Below are 19,689 nucleotides of genomic sequence, written 5' to 3'. Positions count from 1 at the left end.
TGAAGTCGTTATTCGTCTTCTTTTGTCAGGCAGAGAGAATAGAAGAATAGGAGAGGAAAAAATGAAAAAAACTTTGAAACAAAAAATAGTAAGCTCTTTGCTTGCTGTATCACTCGCTGTTAGCTTAGCTCCAATCGGACAAGCCAAAGCTGATTCCACGTCAGAAATCACACAGACTTCACCTATCACAAAACAAGTTGATGCAAGCCGCGCCATCGAACATATTCGTTTCTTATCCGAAACAATTGGTCCTCGCCCTGGTGGGACAAAATCAGAAGAATGGGCTTCTCGCTATGTTGGTATGCAACTTAAATCAATGGGCTATGAAGTAGAATATCAACCGTTTCAAGTGCCTGATCAATACGTTGGATTCATTGGCTCACCATTATCCACAAAGCGTAATTGGCAAGCTGGCGCTGCCCCTAACGCACTAATTTCTACAGAAGCTGTTACAGCCCCTCTTATCTTTGTTCAAGGTGGGACAAAATTAGAGGATATCCCAAATGAAGTAAACGGAAAAATTGTTCTATTTGAAAGAGGAACAACAGTTACAGACTATAATAAACAAGTTGAAAATGCTGTTAGCAAAGGAGCAAAAGGTGTCCTTTTATACAGTTTAATTGGCGGACGCGGAAATTATGGACAAACCTTCAATCCCCGCCTAACGAAAAAGCAGTCTATCCCTGTCTTTGGTCTTGCTTATGCGCAAGGAAATGCATTTAAAGAGGAAATCGCTAAAAAAGGGACAACAATTCTTTCTCTAAAGGCGAGACATGAATCTAACTTAACATCACTAAATGTCATCGCTAAAAAGAAACCAAAAAATAGTACAGGTAATGAAAAAGCTGTCGTTGTAAGTTCGCACTATGATAGCGTAGTTGGAGCACCTGGAGCAAACGACAATGCTTCTGGTACAGGATTAGTATTAGAGTTAGCTCGTGCTTTTCAAAATGTAGAAACTGATAAAGAAATTCGTTTTATTGCTTTTGGTTCTGAAGAAACTGGCTTACTTGGCTCCGATTATTACGTTAATAGTCTGCCTCAAAAAGAACGCGATCGAATTTTAGGTGTCTTTAATGCAGACATGGTTGCAACAAATTACGATAAAGCAAAGAATTTATATGCTATGACGCCTAATGGTTCTCCAAACCTTGTAACAGACGCGGCCCTACAAGCAGGTAAACAATTAAATAATGACCTCGTACTGCAAGGGAAATTCAGCTCTAGTGATCACGTTCCATTTGCTGAAGTTGGTATTCCTGCCGCTCTATTTATTTGGATGGGTGTCGATAGTTGGAATCCATTAATCTATCACATTGAGAAGGTATACCATACACCTCAAGATAATGTGTTAGAAAACATTTCGCCTGAACGTATGAAAATGGCATTAGAGGTTATCGGGACAGGAGTTTATAATACACTTCAAAAGCCTGTTACTCAAACTGAACAGAAAGCTGCTTAACCATTTAAAAGACCACTGATTTTTGTCAGTGGTCTTTTATTGAGAAAATACATATATGCATAAAAGCATATTTCCTCCTGCTCATTATCATATACAATATTAACTGTAACAATAATGATTACAACTAATAAGGAGGCTTTTTCTACTATGAAAAAAATGATTTTAGCCGGTGCGTTAACTTTAGCAGGAATTACTGGTGCTACCGCGCTTATTCCCGAAACAAAGGTCGCTGCTGCCGTTCAAGAAAACAGCTTTACAAAATTTTATTCCTTGCAAACTGGAAGTAGTTCTGAACAAGAACCTGTTTTCCTTCAAAAGGGACAAGAGTTAACAATTCAACCTAATAGCAAAACTCCTAGTTACAGTGTTTATGACTCAAATCATAACCTTATCGGGCGTTATTCTGATGGGTACGGCAGAATTTTCACTGCAAAAACAGATGGAAATATGTATGTTCAATTTCATGCACCTTTCGTTTACTATAGTCCTGTTAGCTTTTCTGTTACTTATACTATCCAATAAAATAAAGGGCCTTTCTCAAGGCTCTTTATTTTGCTTCCCAATTCACTTTCACAAATCCATCTTTCACCATTACACCACTTATATTAAACACATATTTTTCATTCGCTTTTAATGTAACTGTAAAAGTACCTGTTTTCGATTCACAAATTTCCTTTAACTCTTTTATCCCTTCCCCTTGTCTTTCATACAAGCTAAAGCATAAATTACCGCGTTTTGCATCTGTCTCATAAGAAAATGTCACTTCTGTATCTTTCTCGTACTGAATTTCAATACCTTTCCCAGCAATATCCCATGATGAGAATTTTGCTTCATAACTTGTCTCTCCTTGCTTCTCACTTTCTAAATATATATCACCGGCTTTCCACATATCATCTAACGTTTGAACGAAAGCAAAGCCGCTCAGCAATACAAACATTGTACTTGCAAATATGACGACTAATGTTATCTTTTGTTTTTTCATAGCCTTCATTGTATGTTCTCCTTCTATTTTCTTGTTACTTCTTCGTATCATATATAACAAAACTCCAATAAAAAATGGTAATACAATCGCTATAACACTCCACCACTTACTTATCCCACGCGTTTTCGCATCTGTATACACCCATGATGCTACGCATACTAAAAGTGCTATAAAAGTCAAAAGCATTGTAATCCCAGCTATCTCAAATACTACAAATGGATTAGCGAACTCTATCATGTAATTTATACTCCTTCTTTAAAAATGACTGTATGACAACATATATAGGAACGTATAGATGCATCATAATCAAACTTGCTATCAACATAGGGACTGTATGATTCAAATGAGTGACAAACTGCTCCGTAACAATTGTCAACAAAACAATCCAAACGGCATGAATACAAATAACCCATCTCTTCTCTATCTTTTGAGCATTTCGCACAATCTGCTTCGTATTATTTATTAGCTCTTCGCTTGGAATCATCTCCCCCGCTAAGCTACTTTTTATCTTCTGATCAAACTTATCTTCCGTCATAAACGAACCCCTCCAAACGTTCCCGCATTTGCTTCTTCGCATAATTAAGGCGGTATTTTACCGTACCAATCGGTATATTTAATATTTCGCTCATTTCTTTATAAGAGTATTGTTCATAATAGTAGAGTACGAGCACAGTTTTATATTTTTCATTCAATAACTGTATAACTTCCCTTATCATTTCCGCTTCCACTTTTTGAATAAACTCTTCTGATATATTCACTTCATCTGCGAAGTCGATTTCTCCCCCATCCTCTTTGTGAAACAAATCCAATACGCGATCTTTCCACCTTTTCTTTTTACGATAAAAATCATAAAACGTACGAACACAAATTGTAGTAATCCATTTTTTATAATTTTCCACGCAAGAAAGCTGGTGCCTAGAGGAAAAAACTTTTATCCAAGTCTCTTGAAAAATATCTTCTGCATCTTCTTTCGTTTTCGCTAATTTATAGCATAAGGAGTATATTTGCTGCTTATATATATCAATTAATTCTTCTACCTTTTCTTCCACCTTAAACCTCCTGCCATTTATATAAGACGACGCAAATTCTCCTTTTGTTTGATAAAATTTTATTTTTTTATTATCTCCATACAAAAAGGCAATCACAACATCGTGTGATTGCCTTTTACTGAAAGCGAAAAATTGGCTTCCGCTTTTCTTTATGTCCAGCTCCAGCGGCTAGAATACTCGGTGGCTTCGCGCCTTCCTCCGAGGTAAAGTACACCTCTTTGTCAGGAGCTCCATCCCCCTCCTATTCTGAACGAGCCGCTTCCGCTTTTCTTTATTACATTTTTTCTGGTGCAGATACTCCTACGATTGCTAATGCGTTTTGAAGTGTAGTACGTACTGCCTTCATTAATTCATAGCGAGCTTTACTTAATTCTAAGTTGTCTTGGTTTAATACTTTTTCTGCATTGTAGAAGCTGTGTAATGCTGCTGCTAATTCAAATGCATAGCTTGTAATGCGGTGTGGCAGACGTTTTTGCGCTGCATCCGCAACTACAGCTGGGAATTCACCAAGTTTTTTCAGTAACTCCACTTCTTTCTCAGAAGTAACAAGTTTGTAGTTCACGTCTCCGCCTGTAGCTAATCCTAACTCTTCACCTTGACGAAGGATACTGCATACGCGAGCATGAGCATATTGTGCATAGTATACTGGGTTTTCATTAGATTTTGATACAGCTAAGTCCATATCGAAGTCTAAATGAGAATCACCGCTACGCATTGCGAAGAAGTAACGCATTGCGTCCACGCCTACTTCTTCCATAAGCTCACGAAGTGTAACTGCTTTACCTGTACGCTTACTCATCTTCATTTTTTCACCATTTTGGTACAGTTGTACCATTTGGATGATTTCTACTTCAAGTGTTTCTTTATCGTAACCAAGCGCTTGAATAGCAGCTTTCATACGAGGAATGTAACCGTGGTGGTCAGCACCCCAAATGTTGATTAACTTATCGAAACCACGCTCTAATTTATCACGGTGGTAAGCGATATCTGGCGTTAAGTATGTGTAAGAACCGTCGTTTTTAATTAATACACGGTTTTTGTCGTCACCGTAAGTCATAGAACGGAACCAAGTTGCGCCGCCTTCTTCAAAGATCTCATCACGCTCTTTTAACACTGCAAGTGCAGCATCGATTTTTCCGTTTTTGTATAATGATGTTTCTGAGAACCATACATCGAATTTAACACGGAAGCTTTCTAAGTCTTTTTGAAGTTTTGCTAACTCATATTTTAAACCGTATGAACGATAGAACTCATAGCTTTCTTCTGCATCAGCTTTTGCATAACGATCACCAAATTCTTCAGCTAAAAGCTTACCGATTCCAATGATATCCGCACCATGGTATCCGTCTTCTGGCATTTCTTTCTCTAGGCCTAAAGCTTGCATGTAACGAGCTTCAACAGAAAGAGCTAAGTTATGAATTTGGTTACCAGCGTCATTAATGTAGTACTCACGAGATACATCGTACCCTGCTTTTGCTAATACGTTACATAAAGTGTCACCCACTGCCGCACCACGTGCATGTCCTAAGTGAAGGTCACCTGTTGGGTTCGCAGATACGAACTCAATTTGTACTTTTTCACCTTTACCAGTATTCGTTTCACCGTAAGCTTCGCCAGCGTTAACGATTGTTGGGATTAAGTCTGTTAAGTAGCTATTATCCATATAGAAGTTAATGAAACCAGGACCTGCGATTTCAATTTTTTCAATAGAAGCTTTTGCTTTATCGAAGTTTGCAACTAATTCTTCTGCAATCATACGAGGTGCTTTTTTTGCAACGCGTGCAAGTTGCATTGCCATATTTGTAGAGAAGTCACCGTTTGTTTTATCTTTTGGAGATTCTAATACAACGTTTGGAATCTGTTCTTCTGTCGCTAATTCTGCCTTTAATACAGCAGCTTGAATTTCTTCTTTAATTAATCCTTTTACTTGTTCTAAAGAATTCATTATTTTGCCTCCTTCAAATTAAGTGTAATTGTATATCTGCCAGCTTCTTGTTCACTTAGAAGCAATGCGTACGTTAAGAAGAGTTGTCCTTTTTTCTTTTCATCCGACCATTTAAAAAGAACGTTATCAGTTTTCGTTTGCAATGCAAACGTACCAAGTTCACTCGTATACGTACCAGTTGTCCATTCACCTTTCACATGCGTTTGACGCATTGAAACAGCACCTGAACGCATAATGAGAACTTGTTCACCTTGAATTTTAATAATTGTTTTCACTTCGCCCTGTTCATTCGGCTCTTGGAATGTTACGTATGTACCTTGACCTTTTACATAGTATTGACCATTTGCTTCAAAAGCAACGGTTTCCTTCCTCGCCCCTTCACGGATTTCTGTTACGAAATGAACGTGTACCGGCAAGCCTGCAAGTTGTTTCTCCACGTCTTGCACACCTTTCAAATGTTATAGATATTAAATACTACTTATAATAAATCACTTTTCCTATCATATCAAAAAAAACCTCTGTCTGTCTGCTGAAAAATCAGGAAAACTCCATTTCAAAAAATAATTCACTTTCACTTTATTTCATATGATAAAATATTTTTTAAATCTAAATATTCTTTCATTTAAAGAGGTGAATTATGTGCTGCCAACAAAATTGAAAAAAGGTGATGAAATTAGAGTTATTTCACCATCTTGTAGTTTAAGTATTGTCTCAAATACGAACCAAGAGCTTGCTATAAAAAGATTAACTGACATGGGCTTTCAAGTTACATTCTCAACATATGCTGATGAGATCGATCAATTTGCTTCCTCTTCCATTTCTTCACGCATTCAAGACCTCCACGAAGCATTTAGAGACCCGAATGTAAAAGCCATTTTAACGACACTTGGCGGATACAACTCTAATGGTTTATTGAAACATCTTGATTATAATTTAATTCGAGAAAATCCAAAGTTTTTCTGTGGCTATTCTGATATTACCGCTTTAAATAATGCCATCTACGCAAAAACAGGACTCGTTACATATTCAGGACCCCATTTCTCTTCATTTGGAATGAAGAAAGGGCTCGAGTATACGAACGATTACTTTTTAAAATGCTTAACTTCTAATGAGCCTATCGAAGTCCTGCCATCTGAAACATGGAGCGATGATTCTTGGTACATTGATCAGGAAAATCGAGAATTCATTAAAAATGAAGGATATGTTTCCATTCACGAAGGCGAAGCAACTGGAGAGATTATCGGTGGTAATATGAGCACATTGAATTTACTACAAGGTACACCGTATATGCCAAATTTACAGGATACAATTTTATTTCTTGAAGAGGATAGTTTAACTGGAACAGCTACTCTTAAAACTTTTGATCGTTATTTACATTCCCTTATGCAGCAGCCCGATTTTGAGTGTGTAAAGGGCATCGTCATAGGAAAGATGCAAAAAGGCGCAGAATGTACGATAGAAGACATTCAAGAAATGATCGCTTCAAAATCTGAACTTGCACATATCCCTATCATTGCAAACGCAAGTTTCGGGCATACAACCCCGATTTTCACTTTCCCAATTGGTGGACGTGCAAAAATCATTTCTAACAAAGAAAAGACATCGATTACCATTTTAACGCACTAAAAAAGGAGCGAATGAGTCGCTCCTTTTATGGTTTTTCTATTTTTTCCAACGCTTTTTGCGGAATTGATTCTTTTGAGATTTCAGCCCATCCTTTTCCTTGCATACCTTTTGCATAAATTTTTATAAATGCCCCCGTATGCAATTCACGGTTCATCATTCTTTTCACAACTTGTAACTTTCCGTCTTCTGTATACCCTTTAAAGGTGTATAAGTATTCGCCATCTTTTTTCTCACCTTTATCTATAACCGCATAATAATCTTGTATTTCTTTATTTGAAAAGAAGTTGTCTACAAAAGCATGTACACCTTCTGTTTTTGTGTTTAAATAATATGCTGTTCCTCCTAAAATAATGGCGAACACAGCTAAAACTTTAATTACCAATTTCATAAATGCGCCTCCTGTTTGCACTTCTTTCTCACTAACCTTATGTCTATACATGTATTATACGAAAAACAACATACTATACTCTATCGAAACGCCTTACACTTTCCTTACATTATTGTAAGAGTTTTTCCCTTTATAGCAAATTCCCATCAAAAAATTTTTCCGTTTAACAAACTTTTATATTATTATTGAATGATACGAATTTTTATTACAAAAATCAAAGGAGACAGTTTTCAAATGGCTATCTTGCAAGGTTTAGCACTATTACTTGTTGTACTTTGTCTATTTACACTTTTTAGTTACCGTGCTCCTTACGGCATGAAAGCAATGGGTGCTTTAGCTAATGCAGCAATCGCAAGTTTTCTTATTGAAGCATTTCACCGTTATATCGGTGGAGAAATGTTTCATAATGACTTTTTACAATCAGTAGGAGAAGCTTCCGGTAGTATGAGCGGTGTCGCAGCGGCAATTTTAGTCGCACTAGCAATCGGTGTTTCACCCGTATATGCTGTTTTAATCGGTATCGCTACTAGTGGTTTCGGTATTTTACCAGGATTTTTCGCTGGATACATTTGCGCTTTCGTCGTAAAATTTCTCGAAAAGAAATTGCCGGCTGGTGTAGAATTTTTAGCAATTTTATTTATTGCTGCACCAATCTCGCGTGGAATGGCAATGCTTATGGATCCGCTCGTGAACGCAACACTCGGTAAAATCGGTTCTATGATTTCAGTTGCAACTACAGAAAGTCCTATTATTATGGGTATTATGCTTGGTGGATTAATAACAGTTATTTCTACCTCTCCATTAAGTTCTATGGCACTAACTGCAATGCTTGGATTAACAGGTTTACCAATGGCAATTGGTAGTCTTGCCGTAGCAGCCTCAGCTCCGATGAACTTTATTTTCTTTAAGCGACTAAAAATTTGCTCAAAGAAAGACACAATCGCTGTAGCAATCGAGCCTTTAACACAAGCCGATGTTGTTTCAGCAAATCCAATTCCTATTTATGCGACAAACTTCGTTGGCGGTGCAATTGCTGGTATTATTACCTCTCTGTTCCAGCTCGTTAATAATGCGCCAGGAACAGCATCACCAATCCCGGGACTTCTTGTCTTATTCGGATTTAATGACGTTGTAAAAGTAACAATTGCTGCTGTACTATGTGGAATCGTTACCACTATTGTTGGATATATCGGATCAATCATATTCCGCAAATATCCAATTCGTTCTGCCGATGAAATTCGCGGCATTACTTCGGAAGAAAAAGTTGCATAAAAAAAGAGCTATTCTCATCGTTTGAGAATAGCTCTTTTTTATGTCGCATGTTGGTAAATGAAATTATATCGGCGATTTTTCGAATATATCGACTTACCGACACATAACGACAAAATAAGAGCCCCCTATTCATATAGGGGGCTCTTATTTTATGCAGCTACAACGGCTAGACCCTTGCGTCTAAGAACCTTAGTCACCGGGTCTAAACAGTCGGCTTCACTTTTACTTCACCCAACCGAGCAGCATTTCCCGCACGAATTTGCTTGCTGCGACTGGTGTTTGATCACTATGGTCGTAGACAGGAGCTACTTCTACTAAGTCTGCTCCAACTACATTTATATTTGAATTTGCAATTGCCACGATGGAATCTAATAATTCTTTAGATGTGATACCTCCAGCTTCTAACGTTCCTGTTCCAGGAGCATGAGCTGGGTCTAATACGTCAATGTCGATTGTGACATAAACTGGGCGTCCTGCAAGTTTCGGTAGTACTTCTTTTAACGGTTCTAATACGTCAAATTTATATAAGTTCATACCTACTTCTTTTGCCCATTCGAATTCTTCCTTCATTCCAGAACGAATACCGAAAGAATATACGTTTTCCGGACCAATTAAATCGCACACTTTACGAATAGGTGTAGAGTGGGATAAAGGCTCCCCTTCATACGATTCACGTAAATCAGTATGAGCATCCATATGGATGATTGCTAAATCCGGATATTTTTTTGCCATTGCCTTAAAAATTGGCCAAGACACTAAGTGCTCACCGCCGAGACCTAGTGGAAACTTATCGGCATCTAAAAGTTTTGATACATACTCTTCAATCATGTCTAAACTGCGTTGTGCGTTTCCGAATGGTAATGGGATATCACCCGCATCAAAATATTTTACCTCTTCTAGTTCACGATCTAAATATGGGCTATATTCTTCAAGACCGATTGATACTTCACGAATACGTGCAGGGCCAAAACGAGAACCTGGACGGTAACTTACTGTCCAGTCCATAGGCATCCCGTAAATAACTACCTTTGACTCTTCAAAACTTGGATGACTTTTAATAAATACTTTACCTGAATAAGCTTCATCAAAACGCATATTCTTTTCCTCCTTATGTGGAACTTAAGGTATCCCAACCTTTCACTATTTCTCAAATTTGGAGCGACCTGCTCCTCTTTCTCGATTTACCGGGTCTTCTGTTTCATAACAAGAAGACGATTTTCTTTACAGGAGTGTAAGTAGCTAGCATGTTCAAGTCTTCTGGACAAACACCTTAAATGAGCTACTTACACTTTATTTATTTAATACGATTCTCTTACTTAATTAAATCGCCAACAAATTTCGGTAATGCGAATGCTGCATTGTGTAATTCTTTTGTGTAGTATTTCGTTTCGATTTCGTGGAAACGCTCTTCACTTACTTCTAATGGATCATGTTTTTTAGATCCAATTGTAAACGTCCAAAGACCACTTGGGTAAGTTGGAATGTTCGCTGTGTATAAACGAGTAATTGGGAAGATCTCTTTTACGTCTTTAAACACAGTTGTAATTAGTTCTGGTGTGAACCAAGGGTTGTCCGTTTGTGCAACGAAAATACCGTCTTCTTTTAACGCTTTAGAAATTCCAGCGTAGAATCCTTTTGTAAATAAGTTTACTGCTGGTCCTACTGGCTCAGTAGAATCTACCATAATTACGTCATATTCATTTTCGCTTTCTGCGATGTGTAGGAAACCGTCTCCTACTTTTACTTCTACACGCTCATTGTCTAATGCGCCTGCAATTGATGGTAAGTATTGTTTAGAGTACTCAATTACTTTTCCATCGATTTCAACAAGAGTTGCTTTCTTTACGCTTGGGTGTTTTAACACTTCACGAATAACACCACCATCGCCACCACCTACAACTAATACGTTTTCAGGGTTTGGATGTGTAAATAAAGGTACGTGCGCTACCATTTCATGATAAACGAACTCATCTTTTTCTGTTGTCATAACCATGCCGTCTAAAATAAGCATGTTTCCGAACTCTTCCGTTTCAACCATATCAAGTTTTTGGAATTCTGTTTGCTCCGTATGTAATGTGCGGTTAATACGCGCCGTAATCCCAAAATGTTTTGTTTGTTTTTCAGTGAACCATAGTTCCATCGTACAATCACGCCTCTCAATGCAAATTTATAATAGGGACATCATTAATGTCCCCTAACAAAAATAAAACAAAACATCCAAAAAGTATAGTTAAAAGTACAAAAATACCGAAAATATATTTTAGTCAGAGGGTTCTAACATATATGTATAAAGGAACCCTTTCTTAAGAAAGGGCTTTTGTCTCTACTTCTACCGGCTTTCGAACTGGAATTAAAATCATTACACAACCGACTAGCACAACAATTCCACCGACTAAAAACGGACTTTGCGGTGAAACAGTGTGACCGATGATTCCTGATAAGATTGGTGCAATTGCGCCACCTAACCAACGAACGAAGTTATAAACACCTGATGTAACAGATCTTTCATAAGGTGAAATATCCATTACATAACTTGTAAATAGTGCATTATTTAATCCGGATGCTAATCCTGATAGAACAATTAATACAATTTGTAACCACATAATTTTCACAAAGAATAATGCGATTAAGAAAAGCGCAAATACGAGTAAACTACCTTTCAACAATGCTTTCGGCTCATATTTCCCTTCTAACTTATGAGCCAAAATTGCAGAACCGTAAGCTAACGCTAATCCCCATCCGCAAAATACGAATCCTAATTGAATCGCAGATAAATGCATAATAAGTGGTGAATATGCTAATACAACGAAAAATCCGTAGTAGTATAACATTCCTGAAATTGCACCTTGCATAAACGGTTTATATTTCACTAGGTTAAGTAATTCTCCCACGCCTGCCGCTTTACGTTTCACTTTTCGCTCCGGTTCTTTTACAAAAAAGAAAACTAAAATAAATGCTAAGAAAATTAAAATACTCGTCGCAAAAAATGGGTACCGCCAAGAATGTCCACCTAATATCCCGCCTAATAAGGGTCCGCCTGCCATCCCTAAACCGATAGCTGCTTCATATAATCCTACTGCTTCATGAACTTCTTTACTTAATGCAATCAATAATGTCATTGCCGTTGCAAAGAACATTGCATTCCCTAATCCCCATCCAGCGCGGAAAAGAGATAATTGAGCAATCGTTTGCGATATACCGCATATAAACGCAAATACAGTTACGATCGCAAGACCAATCGTCATCATTCTTTTATCACCAAATCTCGATGCGAATATTCCAGCTGGTAACATCATAATTGCCATCGTTAAAATATATGCTGTAAATAACATCTCTACTTGCCAATGCGATGCACCAATCTTTTCAGCAATAATCGGCAAGATTGGATCGACTACCCCTATACCTGAAAAGGCAAGGAAGGTAGCCACCACTGTAATCAATCTCCCTAGTTTTTGTTTGCTCTCCATTTTGATTACTCTCCTTTTGTATTCTCTAAAAATGTCGCTGCACGATGTAAGCTATCTTCGAGTTCCGCCTTTACGCGCTGCATTTGCTCCATTTTCTCGTCTAACGTTTGCACTTGTTTTTCAAGCATCTCTTTAATTTCTTGAATCACTTCGCGGTCACGAGGATTCTCACTATTTCTTCTTTGCTCCATTCTTTCTTTTAATGATAAGAAATGTTGCATTTCTTGAAGCGTAATCCCTAGCACTTCTTTCGCTTCCACAATCCTTTTAATTCTCGCAATATCCTCGTCTGTATACAGGCGAATGTTCCCCTCACTACGTTCAGGGGGATGAATTAAACCAATTTCCTCATAATAACGAAGTGTACGTTTTGTTAAACCAACTTGCTTTGTGACTTCATCAATTTTATACATGTTTATTCCTCCCTTCACTCAATTATTACATTTTACGTTAACGTTAACTTTTGTGCAACTGTTAGACTTTTGTAAATGTTTATCCTATTCAATTGTATTTTTCCAAAAGCAGTTTCATAATGAAAGAAAAGAAAAGAAAAGAAACGATAAGGAGATTTCCGTATGAATAAACCACTTATTTTCGCTCATCGCGGGGTAAAAGGAACACATCCAGAAAATACGATGATTGCCTTCCAAGAAGCTGAACGCATTGGTGCTCATGGAATTGAACTTGATGTCCACCTATCAAAAGATGGTGAACTTGTCGTGATTCACGATGAAACAGTAGATCGTACAACAAATGGCATAGGTCTTGTTTCTGAAAAAACGGTAGCGGAATTACAAGCTTTAGATGCCGGCAGCCATAAAGACCCTTCTTTCCATGAAGCAAAAATCCCAACGTTACGCGAAGTATTCATTTGGCTATCTACAACAAAGTTACAGCTCAACATTGAGTTAAAAACAGACGTCATTCACTATCCAAACATTGAAGAAAAAGTTGTCGCTCTCGTTCGTGAATATCATCTATCTAATCAAATTGTATTCTCATCATTTAACCACGACTCTGTTTCATTACTAGCAGAAATAGCTCCTAAAATCCCAAGAGCAATTTTATATGATACACCACTTGCTGATCCGATTGCTGAAGCGAAAAATAGAAACGCAACTGGTTTACACCCAAACTTTCAATTATTAACAAAAGAATTTGTCCAATTTGCACAAAATCAAGGGTACGCTTTCCGTCCTTACACAATTAACGAATACAAAGATTTACAAACTATGATTGACTACGGCGTAGATGTCATTATTACCGATTGGCCAGCACGTGCCTTTGAGCTCCTTTCTTAATTGAAGGAGCTTTTTGTTTTCGAAATTTCATTGTTTAAAATAACCGAAAACCCTCAATACTAATACAATAATGTTTGTATTAGTATTGAGGGGCTGAAAAAGATGGATCAAACTATGAATCCGAAACTTAAAAAATATAAACGTCTTTTCTTCACCGTAATGTTTTCTTCTGTTCTTTTTTTCGTTTTTTCCTTTTTTGTTATTATTATAGTTGCAAAAATTATGGGACCTCCTCCTGTTGCAGTCCCGCAAACAAGTGTCTTTTACGCTAATGATGACACTGTTATCGGACAAAGTAATGAAATGCAAAAACGTTACAATGTATCTCTCAATGAAATTTCTCCTTATGTAAAAGAGGCGACACTATCTATCGAAGATCAACGATTCTACAAACATCATGGCTTTGATATGAAGCGTATTGCTGGCGCTATTGTTGCCGATTTAAAAGCGATGGCAAAAGTCCAAGGTGCTAGTACGATTACACAACAGTATGCTCGTAACCTATACTTAGATCATGATAAAACGTGGAAACGTAAACTATTAGAAGCGATGTACACAATTCGCCTTGAAGTGAACTATAATAAAAATCATATTTTAGAAGGATATTTAAATACAATTTATTACGGGCATGGCGCTTACGGAATCGAAGCTGCGTCTCGTCTATATTTCGATAAAACAGCAAAAGAACTAACATTAGCGGAAGCTAGTATGCTCGCAGGTATTCCGAAAGGACCTAGTGTCTACTCTCCCTTTTTAAAAGAGGATCGTGCGAAAGGACGACAATCTCTCATATTAGACGAAATGGTAGAACAAGGTTATATTACGAAGAAACAAGCAACGTCAGCGAAGAAAGAGCCATTAACCTTTGCCTCATTAGATACGAAAAAAGTGGCAGAAATCGCGCCTTATTTCCAAGATGCTGTACAAGCTTCTCTTCTTCGTGATATCGGATTAGATGAACAAGCATTACAAAAAGGTGGTTTGCGCATTTATACAACGCTAGACCCTAAATTACAATCGGTCGCAGAGCAAGCTGTAAAAGATCATATACCTGCCACAACAAACATACAAACTGCGCTCGTCTCTATGAATCCGAAAACAGGTGAAGTAGCTGCCCTTGTTGGTGGAACTGATTATAATACAAGTCAATTTAACAGGGCTACACAAGCCGCTCGCCAGCCTGGATCTACGTTTAAGCCATTTCTGTATTACGCGGCATTAGAACGAGGATTCACCCCTGCTACGCGCTTAAAAAGCGAATATACTGTTTTCACTTTAGGTGACGGTGTTTCAAAGTATAAACCGAAAAACTATAAAGACTATTATGCAGACGATTTTGTAACAATGGCACAAGCTCTTGCGGTCTCTGATAACGTATATGCCGTGAAGACCAATTTATTTTTAGGCGAAGACATTCTTACAAAAACAGCGAAGCAATTCGGTATTACTACCGCATTAAAGGATGTTCCGTCTCTCGCTCTCGGTACATCTCCTGTAAAACCAATTGAAATGGTTAACGCTTATAGCATGTTCGCAAACGGTGGAAAAGAAGTAAAACCAGTATTTATTCGCCGCATTATGGACCATGAAGGAAATATGTTATACGATGCTCATTTGGAGAGTAAGCAAGTTCTTGATAAGAGCAAAGCGTTTGTGATGGAAGAAATGATGACGGGTATGTTTAATAAAAAACTAAGCAGTTATGCTGCTGTAACTGGTCAATCGATGTTATCAAAGCTATCAAGAACATATGCTGGAAAGTCTGGTTCTACTGAAACGGATAGTTGGATGATTGGATTTACCCCGCAAATCGTAACGGGTGTATGGGTTGGATACGATCAACCTAAATCGATTTCAAATGTAGCAGAACAAGGATATGCAAAAAGAATTTGGACCGATACGATGGAAAAAGGCTTAGATGGACAACCTAAAAAAGAGTTTAAACAACCAAATGACGTCGTTGCAGTCGATATTAACCCTGAAAACGGAAAAATCGCTACAAAAAACTGTCCGATTTCAGTTAAAATGTATTTCGCAAAAGGTACTGAACCAACTGAATATTGTATGGATCATGTTGATGATAAAGAAGAATTTGAAAAAACAACTGAAGAAAAGAAAAAAACAAGTTGGTGGAAAAAATATCTTCCTTGGTAAAAAAAATAGCTGACGGGCATCCGTCAGCTATTTTTTATTCACTTAATAATGCACGGCGCAATTCTTCACTAGATTCGTTCCAAATCGCTTCATTATGTTCTTTCAAGAACGTACCAAGTACTTTTTTAGATGATTCATCCATATGGTCAACCATAATGTGACGCTTCATTGATTTATCCATTTTGTTTACGTGCTCTGGAAGTGATTTATATCCGCGGCGAATTTCACGGTCAACTGTCATTTCACAAGCTGTTACACCTGCATAATAAGCACCTGTCGCCGTTCTTTCAATCGTTACCCACACAAGCCAAAATGGTTTTCCGTTTGGAACTTCATCTTTATTTGTTAAAAACTTAATACCTTTTTCGACTGTACTACGTGCATGCATTGCACCGATATCAACAAATGCTGTTTTCTCTAGTACATCGACAAATACAGGTGAAATATTTTCTAGACTTAATGCTCCAACACCAAAACCACCATGTCCATCCGTTGAATCATTTTTCACGATATTAAAACCGATTTTTTTCTTTTTCTCTGTCATATGTAAGCTCCTCCTCGTTTAAAGGCCGAAAATAGGCGCAATGATATTCTGTAAAAATATTAATACATACGGAATAACAACATTAAAAATAGGCTGGATTGTGTAATTGCTAAGCGGTGTAATAACAAGAATTAATAACGCTATCGCCCCATACTTTTCATACTGTGTCATTTTCGCACGAATATTTGCTGGTGCTAGATCCTCCACTACGCGATATCCATCAAGTGGTGGAATTGGTAATAAGTTAAAGACAAGTAAAACGATATTCAACATAATAAAAATCTGGAAAAATTGAGCTAATGTATCTGCTACTGCAGATGGGATTGAGTACAATACGCCAAATTTTAATAAGCTATACCAAATAATTAAACCGATTGCGCTTAAAATTAAGTTACTAATTGGTCCTGCAATCGAAACTAATATTCCTGCAAGACGCGGTCTTTTAAAATTATACGGATTAACTGGTACCGGTCTTGCCCAACCAAAACCAAGAATTAATACAGCAATCATCCCGATAGGATCTAAGTGTGCCATCGGTGATAATGTTAAACGGCCTTGCTTCTTTGCTGTATCGTCTCCAAATTTATATGCAACATATGCATGCGCAAATTCATGCACTGATAATGCAATAATAATGGCCATTGCTACCAACGGAATTTGGTGCAACGGATATCTAAATAACTGATCCATGCTTCATCTCCTCTTCAATATGTCCAAAAAAGAAAATATTTGTTTTTTCGATTGTTCTTCCCCATAATCCGCTATAATAAGAGTGTAACTTACATAAAAGGAGCGATTATATATGCCATACGTAACAGTGAAAATGTTAGAAGGACGCACAGAGGAACAAAAGAAAGCTCTTGCTGAGAAAGTAACAGCAGCAGTAAGCGAAACAACTGGTGCTCCTGAAGAAAACATCGTTGTTTTCATCGAAGAAATGTCTAAAAACCATTATGCAGTTGGCGGAAAACGCTTAAGCGACAAATAATTTCAAGTTCTTTCATAAGAAGCAGCTCTTAGCTGCTTCTTATTTTTTTCCTTCTAGTAACTCGATGATTCTCTCTTTATATTTTCCTTTTCTTCCATCTTCATAGATTAAATCATGCGGATAGAATAATTTTTGATCCCTTCTCTTCTTACCAGTAATCGCCTCAACAATATCCGATTCACGTGAAAGCTCTCTAAGCTCCCCATTTGGCATAAGAAGTAAGATTGGTAAACGCTCTTCTTCTTCACCAGCACGGTAAAAGTCGTACGGTAAGTCTGATGTTGAATCAACTACTAAATAGTATTCTGGATCAAGTCCAATCTTTTTGAATAAGCTACTTAATTCCATCCAATTATCTAAACCGTGCTTATCTGTAAACTCTACGTATTTAAATAGGTTTCGATTCATAAAACGGCGGCATAAATCACTTAAAATTGGATCTTCTTCGTCTTGCCATACTTGGAAGTAATAATACATAACGTTCTCGTCTAACTTTAAATAATCCTCTACTGTTACTTCTTCTTCAAATAAAGAATAGAAATGAACTGGATGATTTTTAAATGTATAATACTTCTCGTGCAATGATTTTGCACGGTGTAAAATCTTCGTTAAAATGACTTCGGCACTGCGCGTTACCGGGTGGAAATATACTTGCCAATACATTTGATAACGACTCATAATATAATGCTCAACAGCATGCATACCACTATTTTTAATGACTACTTGATTCCCATACGGACGCATGACACGTAGTATACGTTCCATATCAAAGTTTCCATACTTTACGCCAGTGAAATACGCATCTCTTAATAAATAGTCCATACGATCTGCATCAATTTGGCTGGAAATCATACTAATCGCTAATTTATTAGTAGATGTTTTTGCGATTACATCGGCCACCTTTTGCGGAAAGTCTTTATCCACGCGGCTTAATACACGGTTAATTTCCGTATCTCCAACGATAATTTTTTGCGTAAATTTCTCATGATCTAATGAAAATACCTTTTCAAACGAGTGAGAAAATGGGCCGTGACCGACATCATGAAGTAATGACGCACATAAACATAACAATCTATCTTCAGCATTCCAGTTCGGTCTGCCATCAAACACATCATCAATCATACGACGAATAATTTCATATACACCTAACGAATGAGTAAAGCGACTATGCTCTGCACCGTGAAATGTAAAAAATGTCGTTCCAAGCTGCTTAATACGGCGCAAGCGTTGAAATTCTTTCGTTCCGATTAAATCCCAAATAACACGATCGCGTACGTGCACATATTTATGTACCGGGTCTTTAAACACTTTTGTTTCGCTGAGTTTGTCGTTTAAATATACCACCTTCCGACATCCCCCTTTCTTTACTGCATTCTTACTATATATTATAAACGAAATAGGAAACAGAAAGAAATGAAAGACTATATTAATTGCCCTTATATAAAGAAAAAATCACTTTTACCGAAGTAAAAGTGATTTCTTTTTATACATTATTTACCTAAAACGAATTCAGCAACTTCATCTAAGATCATTTCTTTACCTAGAGGGAAGTAACCTTTGTTTAAGTCTTCGTTTTTAATTGTAAATACGTGGTTATTTTTAACAGCATTCATGTTTTTCCAAATTGATTCTTCTTGGAATTCTTTTAGACGCTGAGAACCGTCACCAGTTGTAAATACAAATAGGTAATCTGGGTTGTAATCGATTAAAGCTTCTTTTTGTACTTGTACTAATGGTTTATCCGTTGGTGTACCTTTAACTGCTGGTAATTTCAAGTCATTAAAGATTACGCTACCGTAACCGTAGTCACCGTATACACGGAAAGCATTTGGATATGCAGCCATTTTCATGAATGTTGCATCGCCAGTTTTCGCAACGATTTTGTCATGTAATTTGCTTGCTTTTTCTTCATACTGCTTGAACCATTCTTTTGTTTCTTTCTCTTTACCGAAGATTTGACCTACTTCTTCGAATTTTGGACGCCATTGGTCTAATGGAGTTTTTAACATAACTGTTGGTGCAATTTTAGATAATTGATCATAGATCTTTTCTTGACGATTGTTTACAAGAATTAAGTCTGGCTTTGCAGCAGCTACTGCTTCGATGTTAATTTTATCGCCCCAAGCAGAGCCAACTGGTTTTACGTCTTTTAATTTCTTTTCAATATGTGCATCAATTTTTTCTTGAGATGTATTAGCAGTAATAATTGGTTTCATACCAAAAATTAATAATTCTTCTGTTGAACCACTAAGGTCAGCAATTTTCTTTGGATTTGCAGGGATTTTAATTTCCCCTTTTGCGTGTTGTACAGTGCGCTCTTCAGTTTTCGCATCCTTCGCATCTGCTTTCTTCTCTTCTTCTTTGTTAGAACAAGCTGCAAATAGTACAGAAGTAACGACTAGTACCATTGCTAATAGTGCCATTTTAAAATTCTTCATGTTCCCACTCCTTCTAGCTGTATTTCTCTTATAAGTTACAATGAACTATAAGAAACAAGATTAACAATTAATA

The 19,689-nt window shown here is 37.2% G+C and carries 21 protein-coding genes; 7 read left to right on the top strand and 14 right to left on the bottom strand.

From position 1 onward, the window contains the following. The first annotated feature begins 61 nt into the window (after nucleotides 1-61). Together MR115_RS07815 and MR115_RS07810 are read left to right on the top strand one after the other, a co-directional pair. Nucleotides 62-1,462: a M28 family metallopeptidase gene (locus MR115_RS07815; RefSeq protein ID WP_242240732.1), complete on the top strand. Its 1,401-nt coding sequence runs from the start codon at nucleotides 62-64 to the stop codon at nucleotides 1,460-1,462. A gap of 147 nt (nucleotides 1,463-1,609) precedes the next feature. Beyond that, a complete protein-coding gene (locus tag MR115_RS07810; protein WP_242240731.1) occupies nucleotides 1,610-1,984 on the top strand; it encodes a hypothetical protein in 375 nt (124 codons plus the stop codon). Between the two features lie 25 nt (nucleotides 1,985-2,009). On the opposite strand, the gene MR115_RS07805 is transcribed toward MR115_RS07810, so the two are convergent. From MR115_RS07805 to MR115_RS07785, 5 genes are all read right to left on the bottom strand, one after another. After that, nucleotides 2,010-2,681, bottom strand: a complete 672-nt coding sequence (locus tag MR115_RS07805) for an ABA4-like family protein (protein ID WP_242240730.1) — start codon at nucleotides 2,679-2,681, stop codon at nucleotides 2,010-2,012. Continuing rightward, the gene (locus MR115_RS07800; RefSeq protein WP_242240729.1) at nucleotides 2,665-2,979 is read right to left on the bottom strand and encodes an anti-sigma factor; all 315 of its coding nucleotides are present in this window, start codon (nucleotides 2,977-2,979) and stop codon (nucleotides 2,665-2,667) included. The genes MR115_RS07805 and MR115_RS07800 overlap by 17 nt, the downstream gene beginning before the upstream one ends. Beyond that, nucleotides 2,966-3,493 carry an RNA polymerase sigma factor gene (locus MR115_RS07795; RefSeq protein WP_242240727.1) on the bottom strand — a complete coding sequence of 176 codons (528 nt, stop codon included), beginning with the start codon at nucleotides 3,491-3,493 and terminating at the stop codon, nucleotides 2,966-2,968. Before MR115_RS07795 ends, MR115_RS07800 begins: the two co-directional genes overlap by 14 nt. A gap of 274 nt (nucleotides 3,494-3,767) precedes the next feature. After that, nucleotides 3,768-5,438 carry an arginine--tRNA ligase gene (gene argS, locus MR115_RS07790; RefSeq protein WP_001086441.1) on the bottom strand — a complete coding sequence of 557 codons (1,671 nt, stop codon included), beginning with the start codon at nucleotides 5,436-5,438 and terminating at the stop codon, nucleotides 3,768-3,770. Next, nucleotides 5,438-5,875 carry a YwiB family protein gene (locus MR115_RS07785; RefSeq protein WP_000414871.1) on the bottom strand — a complete coding sequence of 146 codons (438 nt, stop codon included), beginning with the start codon at nucleotides 5,873-5,875 and terminating at the stop codon, nucleotides 5,438-5,440. Before MR115_RS07785 ends, argS begins: the two co-directional genes overlap by 1 nt. 202 nt (nucleotides 5,876-6,077) lie before the next feature. Between MR115_RS07785 and MR115_RS07780 the strand changes: the two genes are divergently transcribed. Beyond that, the gene (locus tag MR115_RS07780) at nucleotides 6,078-7,064 is read left to right on the top strand and encodes a S66 family peptidase (RefSeq protein ID WP_242240726.1); all 987 of its coding nucleotides are present in this window, start codon (nucleotides 6,078-6,080) and stop codon (nucleotides 7,062-7,064) included. Between the two features lie 25 nt (nucleotides 7,065-7,089). Here MR115_RS07780 and MR115_RS07775 read toward each other — a convergent pair whose 3' ends face one another. Continuing rightward, nucleotides 7,090-7,452, bottom strand: coding sequence for a YxeA family protein (locus MR115_RS07775; RefSeq protein WP_061680051.1), 363 nt, complete (start codon nucleotides 7,450-7,452; stop codon nucleotides 7,090-7,092). A gap of 234 nt (nucleotides 7,453-7,686) precedes the next feature. On the opposite strand from MR115_RS07775, the gene MR115_RS07770 reads away from it, so the two are divergent. Continuing rightward, a complete protein-coding gene (locus tag MR115_RS07770) occupies nucleotides 7,687-8,724 on the top strand; it encodes a PTS sugar transporter subunit IIC (protein WP_242240725.1) in 1,038 nt (345 codons plus the stop codon). Nucleotides 8,725-8,946: 222 nt separating this feature from the next. Here MR115_RS07770 and speB read toward each other — a convergent pair whose 3' ends face one another. From speB to MR115_RS07750, 4 genes are all read right to left on the bottom strand, one after another. Further along, nucleotides 8,947-9,819 carry an agmatinase gene (speB, locus tag MR115_RS07765; RefSeq protein WP_001209831.1) on the bottom strand — a complete coding sequence of 291 codons (873 nt, stop codon included), beginning with the start codon at nucleotides 9,817-9,819 and terminating at the stop codon, nucleotides 8,947-8,949. A gap of 217 nt (nucleotides 9,820-10,036) precedes the next feature. Beyond that, complete coding sequence (gene speE / locus MR115_RS07760; RefSeq protein ID WP_000424696.1) at nucleotides 10,037-10,864, bottom strand: polyamine aminopropyltransferase; 828 nt, start codon at nucleotides 10,862-10,864, stop codon at nucleotides 10,037-10,039. 163 nt (nucleotides 10,865-11,027) lie between these two features. Beyond that, nucleotides 11,028-12,191: an MFS transporter gene (locus tag MR115_RS07755; RefSeq protein ID WP_098884454.1), complete on the bottom strand. Its 1,164-nt coding sequence runs from the start codon at nucleotides 12,189-12,191 to the stop codon at nucleotides 11,028-11,030. A 5-nt stretch (nucleotides 12,192-12,196) separates the two neighbouring features. Next, nucleotides 12,197-12,604: a MerR family transcriptional regulator gene (locus MR115_RS07750; protein ID WP_061680054.1), complete on the bottom strand. Its 408-nt coding sequence runs from the start codon at nucleotides 12,602-12,604 to the stop codon at nucleotides 12,197-12,199. A 162-nt stretch (nucleotides 12,605-12,766) separates the two neighbouring features. On the opposite strand from MR115_RS07750, the gene MR115_RS07745 reads away from it, so the two are divergent. Together MR115_RS07745 and MR115_RS07740 are read left to right on the top strand one after the other, a co-directional pair. Further along, a complete protein-coding gene (locus MR115_RS07745) occupies nucleotides 12,767-13,492 on the top strand; it encodes a glycerophosphodiester phosphodiesterase (RefSeq protein WP_242240724.1) in 726 nt (241 codons plus the stop codon). A 102-nt stretch (nucleotides 13,493-13,594) separates the two neighbouring features. Beyond that, nucleotides 13,595-15,646: a transglycosylase domain-containing protein gene (locus MR115_RS07740; RefSeq protein ID WP_242240723.1), complete on the top strand. Its 2,052-nt coding sequence runs from the start codon at nucleotides 13,595-13,597 to the stop codon at nucleotides 15,644-15,646. A gap of 34 nt (nucleotides 15,647-15,680) precedes the next feature. Here the strand turns inward: MR115_RS07740 and MR115_RS07735 are convergent, their stop codons facing one another. Continuing rightward, nucleotides 15,681-16,190: a YwhD family protein gene (locus MR115_RS07735; protein WP_000136683.1), complete on the bottom strand. Its 510-nt coding sequence runs from the start codon at nucleotides 16,188-16,190 to the stop codon at nucleotides 15,681-15,683. A gap of 18 nt (nucleotides 16,191-16,208) precedes the next feature. Further along, nucleotides 16,209-16,880 (bottom strand): site-2 protease family protein, encoded by a 672-nt coding sequence (locus MR115_RS07730; RefSeq protein ID WP_097817113.1) that lies wholly within the window; start codon nucleotides 16,878-16,880, stop codon nucleotides 16,209-16,211. Nucleotides 16,881-16,992: 112 nt separating this feature from the next. Between MR115_RS07730 and MR115_RS07725 the strand changes: the two genes are divergently transcribed. After that, nucleotides 16,993-17,178 (top strand): 2-hydroxymuconate tautomerase, encoded by a 186-nt coding sequence (locus tag MR115_RS07725; RefSeq protein WP_001147171.1) that lies wholly within the window; start codon nucleotides 16,993-16,995, stop codon nucleotides 17,176-17,178. A gap of 39 nt (nucleotides 17,179-17,217) precedes the next feature. On the opposite strand, the gene MR115_RS07720 is transcribed toward MR115_RS07725, so the two are convergent. Then, nucleotides 17,218-18,522 (bottom strand): HD domain-containing protein, encoded by a 1,305-nt coding sequence (locus tag MR115_RS07720; RefSeq protein ID WP_000262748.1) that lies wholly within the window; start codon nucleotides 18,520-18,522, stop codon nucleotides 17,218-17,220. A gap of 146 nt (nucleotides 18,523-18,668) precedes the next feature. Beyond that, on the bottom strand, nucleotides 18,669-19,616 hold the full coding sequence (locus MR115_RS07715) for an ABC transporter substrate-binding protein (RefSeq protein ID WP_000787719.1): 948 nt from the start codon (nucleotides 19,614-19,616) through the stop codon (nucleotides 18,669-18,671). Nucleotides 19,617-19,689 lie beyond the last annotated feature (73 nt).

It is taken from the genome of Bacillus cereus group sp. BfR-BA-01309, assembly GCF_022664315.1.
Lineage (GTDB): Bacteria > Bacillota > Bacilli > Bacillales > Bacillaceae_G > Bacillus_A > Bacillus_A mobilis.
Note: the sequence above shows the minus strand (reverse complement) of the source record. Positions and strands in the feature narration are given on the sequence as shown.

Coding starts and splice junctions, on each gene's coding strand:
- MR115_RS07745 (WP_242240724.1), top strand. CDS start 12,767: ATGAATAAACCACTTATTTTCGCTCATCGCGGGGTAAAAGGAACACAT.
- MR115_RS07775 (WP_061680051.1), bottom strand. CDS start 7,452: ATGAAATTGGTAATTAAAGTTTTAGCTGTGTTCGCCATTATTTTAGGA.
- MR115_RS07750 (WP_061680054.1), bottom strand. CDS start 12,604: ATGTATAAAATTGATGAAGTCACAAAGCAAGTTGGTTTAACAAAACGT.
- MR115_RS07800 (WP_242240729.1), bottom strand. CDS start 2,979: ATGACGGAAGATAAGTTTGATCAGAAGATAAAAAGTAGCTTAGCGGGG.
- MR115_RS07810 (WP_242240731.1), top strand. CDS start 1,610: ATGAAAAAAATGATTTTAGCCGGTGCGTTAACTTTAGCAGGAATTACT.
- MR115_RS07725 (WP_001147171.1), top strand. CDS start 16,993: ATGCCATACGTAACAGTGAAAATGTTAGAAGGACGCACAGAGGAACAA.
- speB (WP_001209831.1), bottom strand. CDS start 9,819: ATGCGTTTTGATGAAGCTTATTCAGGTAAAGTATTTATTAAAAGTCAT.
- MR115_RS07735 (WP_000136683.1), bottom strand. CDS start 16,190: ATGACAGAGAAAAAGAAAAAAATCGGTTTTAATATCGTGAAAAATGAT.
- MR115_RS07755 (WP_098884454.1), bottom strand. CDS start 12,191: ATGGAGAGCAAACAAAAACTAGGGAGATTGATTACAGTGGTGGCTACC.
- MR115_RS07715 (WP_000787719.1), bottom strand. CDS start 19,616: ATGAAGAATTTTAAAATGGCACTATTAGCAATGGTACTAGTCGTTACT.
- MR115_RS07815 (WP_242240732.1), top strand. CDS start 62: ATGAAAAAAACTTTGAAACAAAAAATAGTAAGCTCTTTGCTTGCTGTA.
- speE (WP_000424696.1), bottom strand. CDS start 10,864: ATGGAACTATGGTTCACTGAAAAACAAACAAAACATTTTGGGATTACG.
- MR115_RS07730 (WP_097817113.1), bottom strand. CDS start 16,880: ATGGATCAGTTATTTAGATATCCGTTGCACCAAATTCCGTTGGTAGCA.
- argS (WP_001086441.1), bottom strand. CDS start 5,438: ATGAATTCTTTAGAACAAGTAAAAGGATTAATTAAAGAAGAAATTCAA.
- MR115_RS07740 (WP_242240723.1), top strand. CDS start 13,595: ATGGATCAAACTATGAATCCGAAACTTAAAAAATATAAACGTCTTTTC.
- MR115_RS07805 (WP_242240730.1), bottom strand. CDS start 2,681: ATGATAGAGTTCGCTAATCCATTTGTAGTATTTGAGATAGCTGGGATT.
- MR115_RS07770 (WP_242240725.1), top strand. CDS start 7,687: ATGGCTATCTTGCAAGGTTTAGCACTATTACTTGTTGTACTTTGTCTA.